This is a genomic window from uncultured Bacteroides sp., from assembly GCF_958445495.1.
In the GTDB taxonomy this organism is placed as follows: Bacteria; Bacteroidota; Bacteroidia; order Bacteroidales; family Bacteroidaceae; genus Bacteroides.
In genome coordinates, this window is sequence record NZ_CAUCSQ010000066.1 from 1 (window position 1) to 21078 (window position 21078).

Here is a 21078-nt window from a genome sequence, read left to right on the forward strand (position 1 = left end):
CCACTTTTCCGGAAAACGACTGGCCGGAATTCCTGCAACGTATCATCAAAGCCGGGAGCAACCCAATACAACATGACATCATGCTATTGGGAGCGCTCACTGCTTTAGGTGCTTGTATGTCGCGCCACGTACGATGCCTGTATGGCGGCAAATACCACCACCCCAGCCTCCAATGTTTCGTTGTAGCTCCTTCGGCTTCCGGCAAAGGTATTCTTTCTTACATCCGCTTGCTCGTGGAGCCTATCCACGACGAGATTCGCAAAGAAGTGACCACACAGATGAAAGCATACAAAAAAGCGAAAGCCGAGTACGATGCAATGGGGAAAGAGCGAACCAAAAAGGAGGCTCCACAAATGCCCCCTAACAGGATGTTCCTCATTTCGGGCAACAACACCGGTACGGGTATCCTGCAAAATATCATGGACTCCGACGGAACCGGACTTATCTGCGAAGCGGAAGCAGACACTCTTTCCACCGCTATCGGATCAGAACACGGTCATTGGAGCGACACCCTGCGCAAAGCGTTCGACCACGACCGCTTGTCCTACAACCGCCGCACCGACCAGGAATACCGGGAAGTGAAGAAAAGTTACCTTTCCGTTCTGATTTCGGGTACGCCGTCGCAAGTGCAAACCTTCATTCCGACGACAGAAGACGGTTCATACTCCCGTCAATTGTATTATTATATGTGCGGAATCAGTAAATGGATCAGCCAGTTTATAGACAACGAGATAGATTGGGAGGAGATATTCACCGTTATGGGACTGGAATGGAAAGAAAAGTTGAACGTGATAAAAATGCACGGCATTCATACCCTGCAACTCACGGATGAACAAAAAGAAGAATTCGACACCGTCTTTTCCGTTTTGTTCGAACGCTCCAGTGTAGCTAATGGAAGGGAAATGTATAGTTTTGTGGCACGTCTGGCTGTCAATCTATGTAGAATCATGTCGGAAACAGCCGTCTTGCGTGCCCTTGAAAGCCCTCAACCCTACAACTTCAAGGCCTCTCCCTCCTCTCCTTTCACACCGGACAAGGAGATTCCTGCGGACAACCGCAAGGATGGCATCATCACCCGCTGGGATGTATGCATTTCACAGGAAGACTTTCATGCTGTGCTTAGTCTTGCGGAACCTCTCTACTGCCATGCCACGCACATTCTATCGTTCCTCCCCAATACAGAAATCAACCATCGTCCTAATGCCGATCGTGACTATCTCTTCCAGAAACTGGGTAAGGAATTTACCCGCACACAATTACTGGAAGAGGCTGTTGTTATGGGAATTAAGGAAAACACAGCCCTCACTTGGCTGAAACGACTCACTAAACACGGAAAATTAGTCAATATGGACGGTAAAGGGTTGTATGCGCGTGCGTGTGTGTATGAGTGAACCGGAAAAAGTGTACCTACTGTACCTGCTTTGACTACCACATCTGCTTTTCCTGCGTAAAGCATCGCTTTAGGAAGTGTAAAACGATACTTTAGACATCATAAAGCGGTGCTTTATATATCCGTAAATGGCGCTTTACGGTGTCTAAAGCGCCGCTCTATTTAAGGCTCTCCCAAGGCATCCACAATCACTCTCACTTCTAACGGTGTGAACGAACGGCGCTTTGACTCGTAGCCCAAATCATACAGGCGTTGCAGAAGGCCGGGACACAAAGAAATCCATTTCTTCATCTTTCGATAGGCAGCAATGTCAGTCAGATGCGGAGAATAAAGTTGCGCCAGTTCCATGCGCCCGTAAGCACGTATTTTAAATTCGCTCATGATGGATATATTTCTGATTTACTGTTACAAAAATAACAAAGAAAGACCATATAACCAACGTTTTTACATTGAATAACCGACTATTATGACAAATAACCGACCGCTACCATACACAACCGTGCAAAGCTGATTTCTGGGAAATCCGGAGTATTATTTTTGTATCGTCGAAAGGGAAAAGAAGCCCCGGACAATATGTTTAACCCTTCAATTTATTGTTTTATGATTCGTTACAAAATTTATCAGAACCAGCAGAAGAAAGGTCTGAATGCGGGCAAGTGGTTCGCCCGTGCGGTAAGCGACGAGACGATTGATTTGGCAAAGCTTGCCGAACACATGTCGAAGCACAATTCACCGTATTCCGGTGGTGTCATCAAAGGCGTGCTTTCGGACATGGTAGATTGCATCAAGGAATTGTTGCTTGACGGGAAAAGCGTGAAAATCGACGACCTGGCTATTTTCGGGGTAGGCATCCGCAGCAAGGCGGCAGACCTGCTGGAGAATTTTTCATTGGAGAAGAATATCACCGGTATGCGCCTGAAAGCACGTGCCACCGGTAATCTGTCGACTAATAATCTGAAACTAGACAGCCAGTTGAAGCAGCAGGCGGAGTATCAGAAGCCTGCCGGTTCCGGCGGCAACGGTCCGGATGCGGGTAACAAGCCTGACCCGGTTCCGGGCAATCCGGATGAAGGCGGGGAAGCTCCCGACCCGGCTGCTTAAAAGGCATGCCACGGAAGGCAGGGCGTCAGAACGGGAAATAGGGTCTCAAAATGGAAAGCTGGGTGTCAAGCGGATGGCGGGGAAACCGGCGGATGGCAGAAAGCCTCAAGAATGGCTGAAAACCCGGTAAAAGGCAAGGATTACCGCTGTTTACGGATAACCGGATATTCTTTACGACAGCTTATTATCTGCCTGCACGGCTCTGCACATTCCGTGGTGAAAGGAAACGATTATTAATTCATTTTAAATCAAACTTTATGAGTAATTCTTCATCGTCCCGCTCCGTATGGAGCTTCATTATCAAAGTAATCATCACCGTTGCCACCGCCATCGGTGGTCTGCTTGGAGTACAGAGTTGCATGTAGGCTTATGAGGACTATCACATTGTTCATCATTCATTGCAGCGCCACGCCGGAAGGGAAATCTCTTTCGGCGGAAGCCTGCCGACTGGACCACATCCACCATCGAGGTTTCCGTGACATCGGTTATCACTTCTATATCACTCGCGACGGAGAGATTCATCCCGGACGTCCGATTGAAGCGGTAGGGGCACACTGCCGGAATCATAACGCTCATTCAATAGGGATTTGTTACGAAGGCGGGCTGAATGCAGAAGGAAAGCCGAAGGATACACGCACTCTGGAACAACGGGGAGCTTTGCTTGCTTTATTGAGGGAGTTAAGAGCTCGGTTTCCGAAAGCGTTGATTGTGGGGCATCATGATTTGAATCCGATGAAGGGGTGTCCGTGCTTTGATTGTGTGAGGGAGTATAGGTTGGTGTAGACAATATACATGCAGAAAAAGAGGTTATCTTAAAAAATAAGAATTGAAAGTTGAAAATTCTACAGATTGAAACTTCAAAGGACTTATAGACCGAAATTTCAAAAAGAAAATCCCCCCTATTTTTGCCTTACATTATGATGAACGAAGGCTGCAATAGGAGGGATTTTTATGTTACAGTTTACAAACTATCAGTAAGGATATTTCACTAGTCTGAGACAACTTCTTCCATCTTTATTTTATAAGCTCCATGTTTCTGACAATATAGCCTTTACTAATCTTACTCATCCTCTAGGACTCTCAATCCATGAAAATATCCTTTCCATAAATTTTCTTCCAGAACTTTTAATGGCATTCCATTGAAGGATAAGTTCGAGCACTCCTCTATATTTGCATATTAACATGTCCTCTTACAATTCAATCAACTCTCCTCCATAATCCCACCAGCCATAGCCTTCCTATATCCGGGAAATTAGTCTTTCAGGCTTGATTTTTCTACAATTACCTTTCTGTAACAATGACTTTAAAGGTTTGAAAGATAAGTTTAATATCAAACCAGAATGAAACATTCTGCACATATTCCAGATAGAGCTTGATTTTCTCCTGCATAATCACATTGATGTAATAATTCTCTGGGTCTTCCGCCTTTTCCATCAGTTCATTTTCATTGCGGAATTTGATACTGGCTGGGTCAGTAATACCCGGACGGACATCTAAGACATGCATTTGTTCAGGTGTCCAGTAATCGACATAGTGTCGTACTTCAGGACGAGGCCCCACTAAACTCATATCACCCATAAATACATTAATCAACTGAGGAAGCTCATCAAGCTTATACTTACGGATAAAATAACCCGATTTTGTTATGCGGGGGTCACGTCCACCAATAGTGACTAAACTCCCTTTATCAGCTCCGACCCGCATAGAACGAAATTTGAAGATACGGAAGTCTCTGTTGTTCTTTCCGACACGTACCTGCCGATAAAACACGGGACCTTTACTATCCAGCTTTATCCAGATAGCCACAATTACAAGCAAAGGGCTAAGGATAATGAGTCCGCAACCCGATGCTACGATATCAAACAACCGTTTAAGCATTCTTTACGATGTCGATAAAATTAGCAATTACATAGTCTACATCCTCGTCTGTCATGCAAGTATTGAGCGGCAAAGTCAATTCGTTCTCAAATGCAGCATACGCATTCGGATAATCCTTGATATCGAAACCTAAAGCCTTGTATGCTGTCATCATAGGCAGCGGTTTATAATGGACATTGGTAGCAATTCCTCTTTCAGCCATCTGTTCAATTACTTTATTTGTCTCTTCACGAGTTTTGCCCAACAAACGAACCAGATAAAGGTGTCCAGAAGAAGTACGCTCTTCATCATAATGATTCAAAACAGCCACATTCAAGTCCTTGAAAGCTTCGTCATAACGTTCTATTATCTTACGGCGGCGTTCAAGCATACTTTTATAACGTTGTATTTGTACCAATCCGATAGCAGCTACGACATCAGTCATGTTACATTTGTACCAAGTGCCGATAATGTCATATTCCCAAGCACCGAGCTTTGTTTTTGCCAATGCGTCTTTGTTCTGTCCATGCAGACTGAGCAATTGCGCTTTGCGATAAAGATTCTCATTCCAAGTTTCTCCCTCAATCACTGGCACACCGCTAAAGATATTATCCGCATTCCGGTCAAGTTCTCTCACAACCACTTCATTGCCAAATGGCAGGTTCCAAGCCAAAGCTCCCCCTTCTGCCGTGGTAAAGTTTTTCACAGCATGGAAAGAGAAAGATGAGAAATCTGCGATTGAACCGACCATCTTACCCTTACGTGAAGCACCGAATGCATGAGCGGCATCGCAACATATAGCTATGCGACCCATTTTTTTCTGCAAATCCGTCTTTGGAGTAAAGAATATTTTCTTATTCTCAACGATTGTAAACAACCGCCCGTAGTCGCAAGGAATACCAGCCAAGTCAACAGGCATAATAACTTTAGTACGTTCTGTGATAGCAGCTTCAACTGCCTCATAATCCATTTCAAGACAATCTTTCTGCACATCAACAAACACAAGTGTTGCTCCAACATGCTTAACCACTGATGCGCTTGCCGTATAAGTATAAGCTGGAACAATCACCTCGTCACCCTCACCCACTCCCAACAAATGAAGAGCCATCTCAGCACATGCTGTCTGCGAGTTCAAACATACTGCTTTCTCTACGCCTATGAACTCGGCTATTTCTTTTTCCAATTTCTTGGTACGTGGTCCAGTTGTTATCCAACCAGAGAGTATAGCATCTCTTACTTCATTAGCCTCTGCTTCCGTCATGTCTGGCGGAGAAAAAGGCACATTACGCAATTTCATTGTCATAATATGTATGTATTTTAGTTGATTGATTTTTTTGAATTCTGAGTATGATAGAAAATCTCGCAGAATGAAATCTTCGAAGAAATATTGTTTTCTTATTTTACAAATTAACTGCCAATTGAATCATTCCATCACTAAATCCGACTATCATCTCTACATGAAAATGATTCTTATAACAATCTTAAAGCCATAAGATTGATTAAGATTTATTACTAGACAAGCAGGTTCTAACGATTTGCTTTTACTACGAAATTTTGATGAAACAAGAGTTTGAAGATACCTCTTAAATATCCATAACCGTATCCTACATGAACCGTAATGTAAGAGATAATTATCCAAAATACAACTTTTACGCTATTCGAGTCTTTACTAGCAAAAACAATAGCTAACAACAAATAAAGAGCTATACATCCAAAATATAACCATACTAAGATAGGATGAATCCAACAAATAAGCATTCCAAGTATCAACCCCACAACAAAGACCAATGGAAAAAATTGCCTTACACTTGCAGGGCTTCCCAATTTTTTATTCACCAATGGTTTGAATAATCCATATTGATAAAACATTTTCCACACTTTTTGTATCTTGTCACGAGCAAAATAGTCTATTACCAAAGAGGGAATAAGAAATATTTTACCACCATTTTTGATTATGCGACCATTAAATTCATCATCCTGATTTCTAATAAGCTCCTCATCAAACATCCCAATTTTATCAAAAATATATCTCCTAAAACAACCAAATGGAACCGTATCCACTTGCATCTCCTTTTCGACACCTATTCTAAAATAAGAGTTTCCCATACCAAAACTACTGCTTAAAGCTTTTGCAATAGCCACACACTTGGGAGTATTGTTTATTGGTAATGTCCGACAGACCCCTCCAACATTATCAGCTTGAAGCTCATTCAATTTCTTAACCAACAAAGAGAAATAATTTTGAGGATAAAAAGCATGTGCATCCAACCGTATTATTACATTTCCTTTTGACGCTCTAATTGCTATATTCAATGCAGGTGGCACAATTTTCTTTGGATTGTCAAACAAGCGGATGAACGAATATTTCTCTATATATCTTTTTACTATTTCCCTTGTTCGATCTGTACTCATTCCATCTACGAACAAGATTTCTAAATCATCTTTAGGGTAATCCTGTTCAAGAATGGAGTCGATACACTTTGCTATATATTTTTCTTCATTATATATCGGACAAATTACAGATAGCATGATTGAATTTTTATCGTTATTACTTTATCTCCCTTGCCAATACACAGACATTAAATTTAATAGAAATAATACTGTGTGAACATCTTATGGGGATTACCAGTTTTCACATTAAGCTTTTAAAATAACTACAGTTCCTATATCTTTAGGCAATGGTCATATTTTCATTTGTTTAATCATATCTTCTAATTCAAATACGTCATCATTAATTTCCATGCATATTCTGAAGAAAATTCATGCCACCTATTTCTTGCCGATTTTTTCATTTCAGATAATCTGTAAGGATTGTCAAACAGATAACAGACCTTTCCATATAAAACATTTCCATTATCATCAAATGGAATTATAAATCCACACTTTCCATCATCAACAAATTCTGTTGCATGCTTCCATCTTGTTACAATCACAGGTATGCCAGAGATGTAGGCATCCAATATAGAACCGGGAAGCCCTTCTGTATAGAAATGCGTTGGCAGAATCATCACATCATAATTCTCTAATGTCGAATAAATATCTTCTGGGGGAATAGGCCCATGATAATTCATAAACTCAAACTTTGCAATATTCTCTTCAAAAAAGTTCTTATCTTCGCTTGTTTCTGCTAATGGTCCATAGAAATCAACACTTATTTTATCTGTCAAGTTATTTTTTTCTATGAGCTTTCCCATAGCAAATATTGTATCCAACCCTTTCTGTTTAAGAATTCTCGCCATAAATACGACTTTCAATTTTCCCTCTTCGTGATTTATTGTTGGAACAAAATTATTGATTCTAAAATTTGGGAATATATCAACATTTTTAAATCCATAGTTTTTCTCAAGTCCATTCTTCATTAAAGCAGTTTCACTATGTATTCCTTTTATCTGAGATAAAAAGTATTTTATCAACGGCTTTTTTTCTATAAATTCCTGAAGCCATCCTCCAACAACAAAATAATGGATGTCAACCCTACACAATTTTGATATAATAAATATAATAGGAAAAATAAATCGCAAATTATTGTGCGCAGGCAAATAAAATAACTTATCACATCGCAAGATTCTAGCAAACATGGCAAAAATCGACCATCGGTTATATTTAAATTCTTGAGTATCATAATAGTCAACATCAACCCCATGTCCTTTCAGCAACTCAAGTAAATTACGTGTTTTTATTGTTTGCCCATCATATAATGTTGTCCTAAAGCCAAAAGCCCCCAATACATATATTCTCATTTCCTATATTTTAATATTTTAGCCGGTACACCACCTACAATAGCATAATCCGGAACATCCTTTGTTACTATTGCACCTGCACCGATTATTACTCCGTCGCCTATTCTCACACCAGGAAGTATCATCACTCTTGCACCAATCCAAACATCATTTCCAATCATCACTTTTTGCGGAGCAAGGAATCCTTGTTGGTTCATAGGCACATCTAGCCTGTCATGTTTATGATTAGATGTTAAAATCATCACATCTGGTCCCATCATCACATTATTGCCAATCTCCAACGGACCGCGAACTTTACAGTTAATCCCCAAACCTGAATTATTACCAATGGATATACCACCCCCTGTTCCGAAATTAGCACCTTTCTCTATATTCACATTCTTGCCACATTTCTCCAAAATCCCCCTTCCAACCGAGCCTCTCAATCGTCTGATAATTCTAAAAATAGACATCGAATTATCGGTTGCCGGAAGATGTTGAACAAAACCATAATACAACAGTAATAGTATATTCTTCATAGCAAGTCTATATATTTTCTTACAAAGTTTTCTTCAGAATTTTCTTTTATGACTTTATCTCGATTTTTCTGACCGATACTGTGTAATTCAGAAACTTCAAGTTGCAGGATTTTTTTCAATGCTATCACAATAGATGACACATCATTCGGATTAAAAAGAAATCCGTTTTCCTTATCTTTCACTATATGAGAATTGTCACAAATATTACTGCATATAACTGGAAGTCCGCAGCTCATAGCCTCTACTATAACATTTGGATATCCTTCTAAATATGACGGTAGACAAAAGATGTCAGACTGTTGGTATTCTTTTTGAATGACCTCACTCGGTTCATGTAAACTGAATATATCACCACAATCTAAATCTTTTATTTTATCCAATACTTTCTGGACATACACTTTATCATATTGTTTTCCAAACCAATCTACTTGAAAACTCAAGCCTTCATTTCGCACGATATTTATAGCTTCAATAAAATTGAGAATATTCTTGTAGGGGATGACACGTCCAACACAAATGATTCTCTTGGGATTATTATCAGAAAGAGTTAAAGCTGGTCTGAATTTCTCATTGTCTACAGCGTTTACAATAGTCCTCAACTTGTTTGATAACCCCGGCGCTAAACCTGCAAGATTCTCAGCTTCTGAATATGAATTGGTTACAACCAAATCTGCCAGCTTATACAATTTTAACATAAACATCGACTTAGCTGACTTTATGGTATGTGAACGTTCAGAAACAATAAACTTTGCTTTATAGAATAATCTTGCCAAACAACAGGCCATGTTTGTTGACGGTAAGAAAGAAATGATTGCAGTGGGTTTATATTTGTGGAAAGCCTTGACAAAACTGAATACTCTGATCCATTTATTCCTTGCTTGCTTCAAGAATATATGCTCCACATTATTTGCCTGTAAATACGGCAAATAGAATAGAACTTCGCCATAAGTAAGAACCTTTACATCATACCCCCGACTTTTCAATAAAACAGCCAACAATGTAAGTTGTCTCTCAGCTCCACCAGATCCAAGATTTTCCGTAATCAGTAATACTCGTTCGTTTTGTTTCATACAATTGACATACGAAATTGTTATTCGTTCTATTTCTTTACAAAAGACGTATCTGGAAGGCTTAGTAACAGTTCTCTCTTTTTAGTTGTCGACATCCCTTTGGAACCTATATTGAACTGCATATTCTTTTTCAAGTAATCTTCTGTAGAGCAAATAATCTGTGCAGGATTTCCTCCTACAACCATATGATCGGGTACCGATTTTGTAACAATCGAACCCGCAGCCACTAAAGCGCCTTCGCCAATAGTTACACCCGGCATAATTTGCGAACCAGCTCCGATATATGCCCAATCTTTCACTTCTATCTTTCCAAACACATCAAAATCCGGACATATTTTGCGGATACAATTACCTCCTCCATGTGTATGGAAACAGACATTTTTTGTCACTTGCACATTATTACCAATTGTAATTAAATATGGTTCTGTTGACCACCCCCTTGTATCAATCAAGCAATTCTTTCCAATTCTAACACCAAGATGTTTTGCCTGTTTTTCTGGTGACTTAAAAAACCTCCAATATAATGTCTTCAATTTTCCTATCATAACTGCTTATTATTTACATTTACAACATGTTTTATCACATTGATCCATTTAATAACATTTCCTTCTTCTGAAAACAAATGCATAGCTTTGCTTCGTGATAAAGCGCCCATGTCTATAAATAAATCATCTTTTGACATTACTATCTTGAGAATAGCATCTTTTATACTTTGAATATTGTCCCAATTGCATAGGTAACCATTCTTTTCTCCTACCAATACATTATAATCAGACACCTTTGTCATAACTATGGGTTTACCTAACATCATACCCTCACAAATTGCATTCGGCAATCCTTCAGACGAACTGAACAAAGCCACCACATCTGCTTCATTCATTCTGTTAGCAATATCCATTGTAGCATCTTTCAAGATAAACACATCCTGTAAGTTCTGTTGCTCTATTTCTTTCTTCAATTTTACATAATAAGGAAGTGTACCTTTGTAAGTTTCTCCATACCAAGTGATGTCAAATAGTTCAAGTTCATTTTTTGACATATTTTTCAATGCCTCCAAAAGACCAAATGGATTTTTCACCTCACGATAAGAAGCAGGAACAATAAAGTGTACTTTCCCATTTTTCCTAATTGAATAACTAGAAGAAATCTGCGGAAGGTTGACAATATTGTAAATAGTTGTCAACTGATTTGCAAACCTTGGAAAATGCTTTGCATACATTTTCTTTGCATTATCAGAATTACAGACTTTGACTGATGCATAACGCTCGAATTGTGTATAGAATAACTCGCGCCTTGATAGCAACAAACTTTCCCGTGCATTCCGAAGTCCTGTGATGACCTTGTATTTTCCACGCATTAACATAGCTACTATGCAGTTTGCAAAATTATTTTCCCCTAAAAATGAAATACCTACATTTATATTCTCTTTCTTTACAAGTCGGAACAGATATAATGCACAATAAGGAATGGTAAGCTTTAATTTTGAAACTATTGTTTTTTGAGGAATCTCTATTATCTTAACACTGGAGTTTTTAAGCTCCTCACTATAAAATCCATTTTTATCTTGTGTTACGAATAATACCTCAAATCCTTTTTCTGATAATTGTTTGGCAACAATCACCATCTGATGCTCAGCTCCACCACACGACAAAGCACCATAGAAAAGTATCTTCATCTTGTCATGCATTTATTAAATTCTCTATCATCCAACCACAAAAATCAAAATCCTTACCTTCATGCCATTTCATATCTGAAGTCCAGAATCCTTCACATTGTGCATAACATGCAGCAGTAAAACCATATCCCATTTCTACAATTAAAGGGGTATGATTTTTATCGAACACAAAATCCATACCTACACATTGAAGTTGCAATCGTCTGCTTACTTCAAACGCTATCTTTACACATCTTTCATCTATTTCTTCTTTTGCATAAATGATGTTTCCACTACCTGAAGCACGAAAATCATGCTCTCTAACCATGCGTTTTATAGCAAAAGCTTTATTACCTATTACACAAACACGAATATCAAATGTATTATCCGGTACAAAATCTTGAAAATAAGCATATCCTTTCTCCCTACTATGCATTTTACGGTATGAATCCGATTTCAAATAAAAGGCTACAACATCTTTAAGTACATAAAATAAAGAAACTTTTCCAGCATTGTACTTTCGTATGTCATCAGAAAGCAAATGACGCAAGTTTTTTTGAGAAAACCCTTTTCCAAAAGCTCTATTTACATATTTAATAGCTTTACCTTTATTATATGCTAACATTACGTTATGACTACCTGCCCCTCCACGCAGTTTGAAAACTTTTGGAAATGTTGTACTTTCTATCCATCTCAGTACTTCTTCCTTTGTATAGAAAACAAAGGATTTAACCATGGGGGCACCGATTGATTCAAGGAGGTATTTTTGCCCTACTTTGTCGTCAAAATACCAACCCGTATTAAAATTCGGGAATACTTTAAGTCCAGCCATCTGCAATGAATACAGTAACTGTTTGGCGAACAAGTAATCTCTATACTCTGCATGATGATGATGCCACATAAAAACATTACAATCCTTCACTTGCTCGACTATGTCATTATCGTATGCATTTACGATTTTATAGTCAATACCCTTACTCTTGCAGTATTCAATCCATTTATCACTGAAACTGCCAGGACGATTATGAATAGCTACTTTCATTTTAATACTTCAACTAATTTATCACTTGACATAAATTCCACATCCTGATATTTCATCAACAAAGTTGACAAGAACTCGTCAAGTAACCTAAGATTCTTTATCCTGTTTTTACTATCTATTCCACCGACATAATTTATTCGATGAGAAGAAATGACTGCAATATGATTTTTGCGAAAAGCATGGTCTATTTCATTCATTAATGTTTTGGTAGAATAATTCTGGTTTGTTGCTGGTTCAAACGAACAATTTCTAACTCCATAAATAATGCCATTCTTCTTTTTTCCTGCATATACATATGTTTTAGAAGAGCCATCGGACGAACGCTTTATACGACCACTTTGCAATAACTCCACTCCATTATCCCGTAAAACTTTTTCAATTTTATCATTCCATGTATAACAAGGTGCTATAAATGTTCGTGAACGGTATCCCCACACGTTATTGAACATTTCTAACGATTGAGCTACTATGTCACAAACGTATTGCTGACTCTTTTTATCTACAGACTTTAATGCAACCATATATTTATTTCCCCTTATAGGATTACTCTTGGGAAATATACCACACATGCCATATTGAAAAGCGATAAGAACATCTTTATCTCCATGCTGCAAAGCAGCTAACCATTCCAAAACATTGAAATGTTCTCGTCCATGACATTGTGGTTTGAAGATTCCTTCATTAATGCCATTTCTAATTAGATTTAGCACGTTTGATGAAGATATGCTTTCCTGATAGGTATCTTCTATTGTAACGAAAGAATATTTCTTATAAGAATCTTTCTTTATTTGTTTAAAATCAGGATTGGCAGATAAATAATTTAATGTAAATATAGGATGGTTACCCATAAAATCCTTATACTTCAATAGTACTTCTGTTAAAGCCTCAACATCTTCATCACTTTCCAAGCAATCATAACGCTCATAAGGGCGAGTATCCATAGCATATCCTTCTGACATTAATGCATTCCAAACTTTCTTAGAAGGAACACGAATACTTCCCCAATCATCAGACTCAATTACAACTATATGCCGAGTGGTACATTTATCTAACTTGTTATATATATGAGAACAACACTTATCATAAATGCGATTACCTATATTATCAAATAAGTTCAATAATTTCATAATCCTATTTTTTCCGACCGATAACATGTTTGACTACATTCTTGATTATAAACATACGCCGTTTGTTAAATGGCCCTTTATCTTTTTTGTCATATAAAAGGAAAAAATTTGTTCGTTTAAAATCTTTAATCCACTCTGATAAAGACAAGCGATGTTCCAACACATGAACATAATCAAATTCATCTCTCATAAAATAGATCGGACATTCAATATTTTCATTTTCCCAATTATAACCTTCTCCAAGAAATGATTTTACCAACATATCTGGAAGATTAATTCCTCCTGCACTTGAAACAGCTCCATTCCCATCATTCCGTAAATTGACCTCAAGAAAATAATCTTTTCCTTTGCTATGCAAAAATTCTATACTAAACAGACCTGTATACCCTAATTCTTGCATTATCTTATAAACTGGTTTCAAGTTGAATTTGTAATCAGACCACGGTAACATCACAGCAAATGAACTTGACCCCCTCTTTACAGGATACTCACGTATTTTCCGTATTATGCCAGGAAGCACAAGTTTGTCACCTCCATTTAATGAACATCCAACTATGCTCAACTCATATTCTTTATCTATATATTGCTGAATCTGAATATCTGTACAACCATCTTCTCGTATTGTATCCAAAGCCTTTTCTAAAGCTGCTTTATCTTGGCAAGTTATAATATCACTTTTATGTCCTCCAATTGGTACAAGCGGTTTCGTTAAACACGGATAAGGCAAATCTACAGGAATTTCATCCTCTACGTTCATTACATAAGAAACTGGTATCGTAAACCCGCATCTTTCTGCTAAATCAGAGATGTTTCCCTTATCCATATAATGGATAATTCGCCCAGTTTTTTCTTTTGCATTTTGAAGGTAATAATAGGGAAGTAACTCATTGAGATGTTTATCTATAATTTCTGCCGAACCATCACTACAGCAAATCAGCACATGTTTCTCTTTATCAGAACGCTCTTTCAGCAGAATGTCCAAACCTTCTTGTTGTGTAGAAACAGCATAAACTTTTGTTATGTATCTACATTTTAGAGTTATACTATTTTCCCGTTTTACTCTAACTATTGCATATATCTCTACTCGAGGATTTGCTTCTGCAATACAACGTATTACACCTATTGTATTATGGTGGTCTCCGCCAAAAACAAAAATTTTCATATTTTGTGTTCTAATTGATATGTTTTGTTAATTGTCCCAAAACAATATCCCATAATCATACACATTGAAAAAGGCATATCGCTAAAAGACATTGAAAAAAAAGTCCTTATGAAAGTGAAAATAAAGCATGCTCCTATTATGGAATACATAATAGGCTTCGACCGATTCCTTAACCACATTTTAATATATTTGCACCAATATAAACTGTAAAGAATTGTTCCGAATAATCCACAATCAATTAATAATTCTAACCAATCATTATGAGCCTTATAATGTAATATATTTTCCGTATGATAAGCACCTTCTCCAAACAGCAACTGAAATAGATTGTCGTTGTTGATATAATGATTCCAATAGGTAGCATATAATCTACTACGCCCGCTAGACTGGCCTTCAAAAGTATCTTCAACCCTTCGTTGAAAATAGTCACTTGTATTATATAGATTTTCGACAAATACAACTCCTACCAACACAAATACAACCAATATACATGTGATCAAAAATTTCTTTTTCCATGTGGCATTTTTCATTGTTCTAAAAACAAACCATATTAAAAGTAGCGTACTTACTAATATTGCCCCTCTTTTCATACCAGACAAAACAAACCCGAAAATACAGGCAATAAAAATATATTGTAATACTGGCCTTTTATTAAAAAGAAACACAAATGGAAATAACGCCACAAAATAATATGTGGAATTGTTTGTTACTTCACCATAAGAACTATTCAATGCCAAAAGTAATAGAGCTTTCTGCTCATAGGCAAAATATTCCATAATTGCAACAATTAAGAATATTGAGAAAGATATCTTCAATTTTTTCTCAGACAACTTTCCTTGTCGAGCAAAAACATAAAAAGGGAAGATTGGTCCTAGGGATGAAAATAGCATCATTAGAAATGATTTTGGATCTTGCCCTACAGCATCTTTAAGTATCAACAAACCTACACCATATACACATAAAACAAAAAAAAACAGTAACAAGACCTTTACTACACCTTTTACTCTATACTTCGTCATCACTTGAGCAATGTAGTACATTGTCATCAATGTTAGCGGTATGTAGAAAACAAGAGACAATACGCTATTATTCAAATATATATTCTGTAAATAGCCTACCAGCCACAAGAAAATGTATATATTACATGAATTCAGATACTTTCTTAAAAACATATCATTCTTTTCCCACTTAGATTAAAATCTCTTATCATCTACAAGTAAACAATCTTAATGTTTCAATATCTTCTTTTTCAGCTCTATCAATAACAAACGTTCTTGAGGTATAAGATACAATATGCTACAATAGGTACAAGCACATAATATAATCCAACAAAGTGATACTATCATATTGTTACTAATGGTAAGTAAGTAACTTGCCAATATACTCATAACTATACACGCAAAAAACTCTGGTATCAAATTACGAATCATTGAAACGGCAGATAACCTTATTGCATAATACGCAAATATCATACTTACTACAACCCCCTCCAATCTTACAAAAGCTCGTGTGTAAAACAAAACCGAAAAACCGTATCCAATTGAAATGTACACAGCGGGAATGAGTACAACCAAATGCAGTAATTGCACAGTCACAGAAATTCTAGGCTTGCCAATAGCAGGAAATATATTGCTGCAAATTCTTTGAAATACTACGGTTACAACCTCCATCAATCCCCATATCCCGATAAAAGGGACAGCTTCCTGCCATTGGCTTCCCAAAAGTACATCCGTTATAAATTGACTAAACATAAAAATACCAAAACCTATGGGCAGTAATAACATTCCCAAATATTTCTGTATTTTAAGTAGCATTTGTCGCATTGCAGAATAGTCATGCTGGGTTCTCGACAATGCGGGCATGACAACTGGTAATATTGCAGATGTTATTATGGAAGTAAACTGTACTACCGTTGTCATGGATGTTTTATATATGCCCAAATAATATGAACTCAGCATACAACCTATAAAGAATATCTCTATATAACTGGTAGCCCAGATCAGTACGGCATCAAACATGGACCAGACACTGAACGAGAGCATGTCTTTCAATCGTGAAAAACTATAATACAATTGAGGTCTCCATGGCGATTGTATGGTCAAAATAATTGCATTCGACAAGTTTACCGCTATAGTTCCAAACACCAATGCCCAATAGGAACGCAACCATAGTGCTAATGGAACTGTGATAAATAGAGGGATGACAACGGCAACCAAACGACGGTAAAAAAGAGATTTAAAATCCAAAGAGCGTCGGAATACTGCCATCTGAATACTGGAAAATGCTTCAAGTGGAATTGCCGAGCAAGCCACAACTAATACTATTCCAAGTCCTGGGTTCCCTACAAGTTTTGCCAATGGTTCGGAAAAGATTGCTATTACTCCCCATAACAAAAAACTCATTGTAAAATTCGACCAAAATGCGACATTAGTAGATTTATCCCTGTCATCATCATCAACAAATTCATGCTGGATAATGTATCGCTGAAAACCTGCATCAGTAAATATTTCTGCAAATGCAATAATCATTGTAAGAGTCGTGACTACACCAAAAGCTTCCGGAGTCAGCACACGAGCTAACACCATTGTAGTTATCGGCCCTATTAATTTTCCTATAATTTCAGCAAAAGCAGACCACTTTGTGGCATTCGCCACTTTGGCATTTAAATCAGACATACCTAACTTATGAGATACTTTCCTAATTTCATTTTATTCGTCAACCCTGCAAGGATAATAGAAGCTATTATTGTTACAACGCATCCTACCCATGGTAAAGCATAGGTACCTGTCAATAGTGGAAGTGGCGTTGAATAGTATATAAACTTCAGCACAAATTGTTGATAAATGTAAATTCCAAAGCATAAGGAGTTGAGATAAGTAAGCCATATTGGGTATTTCCAATCAGGAAAACGTTTAAGAAAGTAATTAACAGCAAAATAAAGCGCAAATAATCCTATTCCGCTATATATTATGTACATAATTTCATACCAATAACTCGTAATAACTTTCCTACAAAGGAAGAATATTCCAATACTGTTAGATATTCTTTGCTAAACATAAAAATGATATATGCTACAATATACCCCTATAATCATTACCATTCAATACTATACGTTGCGATTTCATCCTTATATGTAGCCGTTGGTGGTATTGAACCACATCCCATAAAAGAACTACCTGTACAACGGCTCACCTTATTCATTACAAACGTGCATCAATAATGTCACGGGGCAGTGTGCACTTCACATCAAAAATAACATGCTTTTCCTTCAAAAGGGAAGGTATGTCAAGACCTTCAAATTTTTTATGAGCTACAGCTGCAATAGCGGCATCAAACATCTGATTAGGAAGCTCATTGACAACATCAATACCATATTCATGCTTGGTAATGGTTGGATTCGCCCATGGATCATAAACTGTTACGTTTACATTATACTCTTTGAGAGTACGATAGATGTCAATTACTTTGGTGTTGCGGACATCAGGACAGTTTTCCTTAAATGTGAAACCAAGAATTAAAATTTCGGAGTTAAGTACCTGAATACCTTTCTTCAGCATGTGTTTCACAGTCTCTGTAGCTACATACTCACTCATGCCATCATTCATACGACGACCTGCAAGGATAATCTCTGGGTTATGTCCATGACGCTGTGCACACTGTGCTAAATAGTAGGGGTCGACACCGATGCAATGACCGCCGACCAAACCCGGACGAAAAGGAAGAAAATTCCATTTTGTACCAGCTGCTTCCAACACATCAAGCGTATCAATACCCATCTTGGTGAAGATGTGAGAAAGTTCATTAACAAAAGCGATGTTGATGTCACGTTGCGAGTTCTCAATAACTTTGGCTGCCTCTGCCACTTTGATTGTCGGAGCGAGATGGGTACCAGCAGTAATGACAGAAGCATACACCTCATTTACATACTTACCGATTTCTAAGGTTGATCCCGAAGTTACTTTCTTGATATGCTCAACGGTATGCTGCTTATCACCTGGATTGATACGCTCTGGAGAATAACCAGCAAAAAAATCCACGTTCATTTTCATACCACTTACTTTCTCTACAACTGGGATACATTCATCTTCTGTTACACCAGGATAAACAGTTGATTCGTAAACGACAACGTCACCTTTGCTGATGACCTTACCGACAGTAGTTGAAGCTCCATAAAGCGGTGTCAAGTCGGGATTGTTATTCTCGTCAACAGGAGTAGGAACAGCAACTACATAGAAATTACAGTCACGGATTGCATCCATGTCGGATGTACAAACTAGACCATGATTGTTGATTGCATCCTGAAGAAGTTCATCGTTCACTTCAAGAGTTGCGTCATGACCTGCCATCAAAGCCTCGCAACGCTTGGCATTCATGTCAAAACCCACGGTCTTATACCTCGTTGAAAAAAGACGGGCAAGCGGAAGGCCAACGTAACCAAGGCCTATCACACAGATTTTTGTTTCTTTCATCGTTTCGATTCTAATAAAAAGTTCAGTTCTATTCGTTTTACAAATTGTTTTTATACCAATCAATAGCGGTAGCTATTCCTTTTTGGAAGCTCCACTCCGGGTCGTAACCCAGAAGTTCTTTTGCTTTTGTAATATCAGCATTCGAATGCTTGATATCGCCTGCACGGTCTGGACCAAATTCTGGTTCTATATCTACACCAAGAGCTTTGGTCAAATCATAGTAGATGTCAATCAGGAACTCACGACCGCCAAAAGCAATGTTGAATACCTGACCTGCTGCTTCGTGAGGAGCAAGGCACGCTTTAAGATTTGCTTCAATAACATTTTCAATGTATGTAAAGTCACGCGACTGTTTGCCATCACCATTGATACGACACTTCTGACCATTGATTAACTGCTTGATGAACTTTGGTATTACTGCTGCATATGCCCCGTCTGGGTCTTGACGACGACCGAACACATTGAAATAGCGCATACCATATGTGTCCAGTCCATAATGACGAGTGTATTGTTTTGCCCATTCCTCATCACAACGTTTGCTCACTGCATACGGGGAAAGGAGATTACCTTCAATACCTTCTTTCTTTGGAAGGTTAGGTTCATCACCGTATACTGAACTTGAAGAAGCATAGACAAATTTTTTCACACCTTTCTGACGTGAAGCTTCCAGCATGTTCAGTGTCCCCTGAATGTTGTTGAGCGAATAGAAAAGCGGCATCTCGATAGAACGGGGAACAGAGCCCCAAGCTGCCTGATTAAGAACATAATCAACACCTTCACATGCCTGCATGCAGGTGTCTAGATTTTTGATATCTCCCTTGACAAACTCATAATTAGGATTATCAAGAAACATATCCACATTTTTCTGCTTTCCTGTAGAAAGGTCATCGAGTGCACGTACCCGATAACCCATATCGAGGATTGCTTCACAAAGGTTACTACCAATGAATCCGGCAGCACCAGTCACCAAGAACAAAGAGTTCTCGGAAAATTTTAAATGTTTGTATGCCATAATTATATTATGATTTTACGAATTCTATAGTTTTTGTTCAGTTGCAAGCGGATTGTATTTATGTGCTTTCGCCTCAAATATAACTCCCATTTCATCTGTAGCCTCCAACGAATGATATCGACCTTGTTCTATCCATACACCGGGGATATCACTTCCTGCTTTCATCACTACCATTTCCACTTCTTTACCTTCGTTGTCATAAAATCGCTCAATAGCCGAACCGAAAATACAAACTACGACTTCAGAAGTATCTACGTGCCTATGAATGGCTGACTTGGTACCAGGGAGTAAGACATTCAACATCCGTTGACCGTTTTCTGTCTCTGAATCACGCAAGTCATAATGCATACGTAAGCGTGAACTTTTAACCGCTTGCTTAGCGATTTGGTCAAAAAGTTTTTTGTCAAGCTTCATCTACTATTTGTCAAACATTATATATTTTCTCTATTATAATGTGTATATTGCTTCCTTTGTACATAGCTCCAAACATAATAGGGCTAATACCTTTTTGTATAATTGCTATGCTTTGAACTTTTGAAAATATTTGCGGGTGATTATTTCTAACTCGATATTATACATTTATCCAATGACAACCTCACTTCTATATCTTCATATTTCCTATTTACTTCTTTATTTGCACTTTGATAAATGAACATTATATATCATTTCTAACATGTCTTTAATACAAACATTTAGAAGTTTAAGATAGTAAATACTTCAACACACCCTTTCGAAATTATTATTGCTATACGTAAATTTTACAAGTTTTGGTTACAGTAGTATCGGAAAGATTCTGCGTCAAAATTGAACGCTTACTACTTAAAGTTTATTCTTTACTTCTATGATTCTCTCCATAACCGTAACCATAGCCGTAACGTTTACCATAACCATAGTATTTACCGTATTTACCGTAACCGTAGTAATAACCGTATTTCC

The 21078-nt window shown here is 37.7% G+C and carries 22 protein-coding genes; 5 read left to right on the forward strand and 17 right to left on the reverse strand.

The features are described from left to right. On the forward strand, positions 1 to 1391 hold a 1391-nt coding region (locus tag Q5076_RS16000), incomplete at its 5' end, for a YfjI family protein (RefSeq protein ID WP_303014617.1). 161 nt (positions 1392 to 1552) lie between these two features. On the opposite strand, the gene Q5076_RS16005 is transcribed toward Q5076_RS16000, so the two are convergent. Continuing rightward, the gene (locus tag Q5076_RS16005) at positions 1553 to 1771 is read right to left on the reverse strand and encodes a DUF4248 domain-containing protein (protein ID WP_303014618.1); all 219 of its coding nucleotides are present in this window, start codon (positions 1769 to 1771) and stop codon (positions 1553 to 1555) included. Positions 1772 to 1990: 219 nt separating this feature from the next. On the opposite strand from Q5076_RS16005, the gene Q5076_RS16010 reads away from it, so the two are divergent. The 4 genes from Q5076_RS16010 to Q5076_RS16025 all read left to right on the forward strand — a co-directional run bounded on the left by Q5076_RS16010 (position 1991) and on the right by Q5076_RS16025 (position 3274). Then, positions 1991 to 2491, forward strand: coding sequence for a DNA-binding protein (locus Q5076_RS16010; protein ID WP_303014619.1), 501 nt, complete (start codon positions 1991 to 1993; stop codon positions 2489 to 2491). A 111-nt stretch (positions 2492 to 2602) separates the two neighbouring features. After that, complete coding sequence (locus Q5076_RS16015) at positions 2603 to 2728, forward strand: hypothetical protein (RefSeq protein WP_303014620.1); 126 nt, start codon at positions 2603 to 2605, stop codon at positions 2726 to 2728. Between the two features lie 20 nt (positions 2729 to 2748). Beyond that, on the forward strand, positions 2749 to 2856 hold the full coding sequence (locus Q5076_RS16020) for a smalltalk protein (protein ID WP_303014621.1): 108 nt from the start codon (positions 2749 to 2751) through the stop codon (positions 2854 to 2856). A gap of 4 nt (positions 2857 to 2860) precedes the next feature. Continuing rightward, the gene (locus tag Q5076_RS16025; RefSeq protein ID WP_303014622.1) at positions 2861 to 3274 is read left to right on the forward strand and encodes an N-acetylmuramoyl-L-alanine amidase; all 414 of its coding nucleotides are present in this window, start codon (positions 2861 to 2863) and stop codon (positions 3272 to 3274) included. Positions 3275 to 3772: 498 nt separating this feature from the next. Here the strand turns inward: Q5076_RS16025 and Q5076_RS16030 are convergent, their stop codons facing one another. From Q5076_RS16030 to Q5076_RS16105, 16 genes are all read right to left on the reverse strand, one after another. After that, positions 3773 to 4369 (reverse strand): sugar transferase, encoded by a 597-nt coding sequence (locus tag Q5076_RS16030; protein WP_303014623.1) that lies wholly within the window; start codon positions 4367 to 4369, stop codon positions 3773 to 3775. Then, the gene (locus Q5076_RS16035; protein ID WP_303014625.1) at positions 4362 to 5651 is read right to left on the reverse strand and encodes a DegT/DnrJ/EryC1/StrS aminotransferase family protein; all 1290 of its coding nucleotides are present in this window, start codon (positions 5649 to 5651) and stop codon (positions 4362 to 4364) included. Before Q5076_RS16035 ends, Q5076_RS16030 begins: the two co-directional genes overlap by 8 nt. 224 nt (positions 5652 to 5875) lie before the next feature. After that, entirely contained in the window at positions 5876 to 6877 is a 1002-nt protein-coding gene (locus Q5076_RS16040; protein ID WP_303014626.1) for a glycosyltransferase family 2 protein, read from the reverse strand. 182 nt (positions 6878 to 7059) lie between these two features. After that, positions 7060 to 8088: a glycosyltransferase family 4 protein gene (locus Q5076_RS16045; protein ID WP_303014627.1), complete on the reverse strand. Its 1029-nt coding sequence runs from the start codon at positions 8086 to 8088 to the stop codon at positions 7060 to 7062. Further along, the gene (locus Q5076_RS16050) at positions 8085 to 8606 is read right to left on the reverse strand and encodes a DapH/DapD/GlmU-related protein (RefSeq protein ID WP_303014628.1); all 522 of its coding nucleotides are present in this window, start codon (positions 8604 to 8606) and stop codon (positions 8085 to 8087) included. The genes Q5076_RS16045 and Q5076_RS16050 overlap by 4 nt, the downstream gene beginning before the upstream one ends. Then, positions 8603 to 9676 carry a glycosyltransferase family 4 protein gene (locus Q5076_RS16055; RefSeq protein ID WP_303014629.1) on the reverse strand — a complete coding sequence of 358 codons (1074 nt, stop codon included), beginning with the start codon at positions 9674 to 9676 and terminating at the stop codon, positions 8603 to 8605. The genes Q5076_RS16050 and Q5076_RS16055 overlap by 4 nt, the downstream gene beginning before the upstream one ends. A 29-nt stretch (positions 9677 to 9705) precedes the next feature. Continuing rightward, the gene (locus Q5076_RS16060; protein WP_303014630.1) at positions 9706 to 10221 is read right to left on the reverse strand and encodes a DapH/DapD/GlmU-related protein; all 516 of its coding nucleotides are present in this window, start codon (positions 10219 to 10221) and stop codon (positions 9706 to 9708) included. Next, the gene (locus Q5076_RS16065; protein ID WP_303014631.1) at positions 10218 to 11351 is read right to left on the reverse strand and encodes a glycosyltransferase; all 1134 of its coding nucleotides are present in this window, start codon (positions 11349 to 11351) and stop codon (positions 10218 to 10220) included. Before Q5076_RS16065 ends, Q5076_RS16060 begins: the two co-directional genes overlap by 4 nt. A gap of 4 nt (positions 11352 to 11355) precedes the next feature. Next, complete coding sequence (locus tag Q5076_RS16070; protein WP_303014633.1) at positions 11356 to 12372, reverse strand: RimK family alpha-L-glutamate ligase; 1017 nt, start codon at positions 12370 to 12372, stop codon at positions 11356 to 11358. Then, positions 12369 to 13499: a hypothetical protein gene (locus Q5076_RS16075; protein WP_303014635.1), complete on the reverse strand. Its 1131-nt coding sequence runs from the start codon at positions 13497 to 13499 to the stop codon at positions 12369 to 12371. Before Q5076_RS16075 ends, Q5076_RS16070 begins: the two co-directional genes overlap by 4 nt. 4 nt (positions 13500 to 13503) lie before the next feature. Beyond that, positions 13504 to 14661 (reverse strand): ATP-grasp domain-containing protein, encoded by a 1158-nt coding sequence (locus Q5076_RS16080; protein ID WP_303014638.1) that lies wholly within the window; start codon positions 14659 to 14661, stop codon positions 13504 to 13506. Next, positions 14658 to 15701, reverse strand: coding sequence for an O-antigen ligase family protein (locus tag Q5076_RS16085; protein ID WP_303014640.1), 1044 nt, complete (start codon positions 15699 to 15701; stop codon positions 14658 to 14660). The genes Q5076_RS16080 and Q5076_RS16085 overlap by 4 nt, the downstream gene beginning before the upstream one ends. A gap of 186 nt (positions 15702 to 15887) precedes the next feature. Beyond that, positions 15888 to 17336 (reverse strand): lipopolysaccharide biosynthesis protein, encoded by a 1449-nt coding sequence (locus Q5076_RS16090; RefSeq protein WP_303014642.1) that lies wholly within the window; start codon positions 17334 to 17336, stop codon positions 15888 to 15890. 525 nt (positions 17337 to 17861) lie between these two features. After that, the gene (locus tag Q5076_RS16095; RefSeq protein ID WP_303014646.1) at positions 17862 to 19130 is read right to left on the reverse strand and encodes a nucleotide sugar dehydrogenase; all 1269 of its coding nucleotides are present in this window, start codon (positions 19128 to 19130) and stop codon (positions 17862 to 17864) included. A gap of 37 nt (positions 19131 to 19167) precedes the next feature. Further along, the gene (locus Q5076_RS16100) at positions 19168 to 20142 is read right to left on the reverse strand and encodes an SDR family oxidoreductase (RefSeq protein WP_303014648.1); all 975 of its coding nucleotides are present in this window, start codon (positions 20140 to 20142) and stop codon (positions 19168 to 19170) included. A 24-nt stretch (positions 20143 to 20166) separates the two neighbouring features. Further along, positions 20167 to 20556 (reverse strand): WbuC family cupin fold metalloprotein, encoded by a 390-nt coding sequence (locus tag Q5076_RS16105; RefSeq protein WP_303014650.1) that lies wholly within the window; start codon positions 20554 to 20556, stop codon positions 20167 to 20169. Positions 20557 to 21078 lie beyond the last annotated feature (522 nt).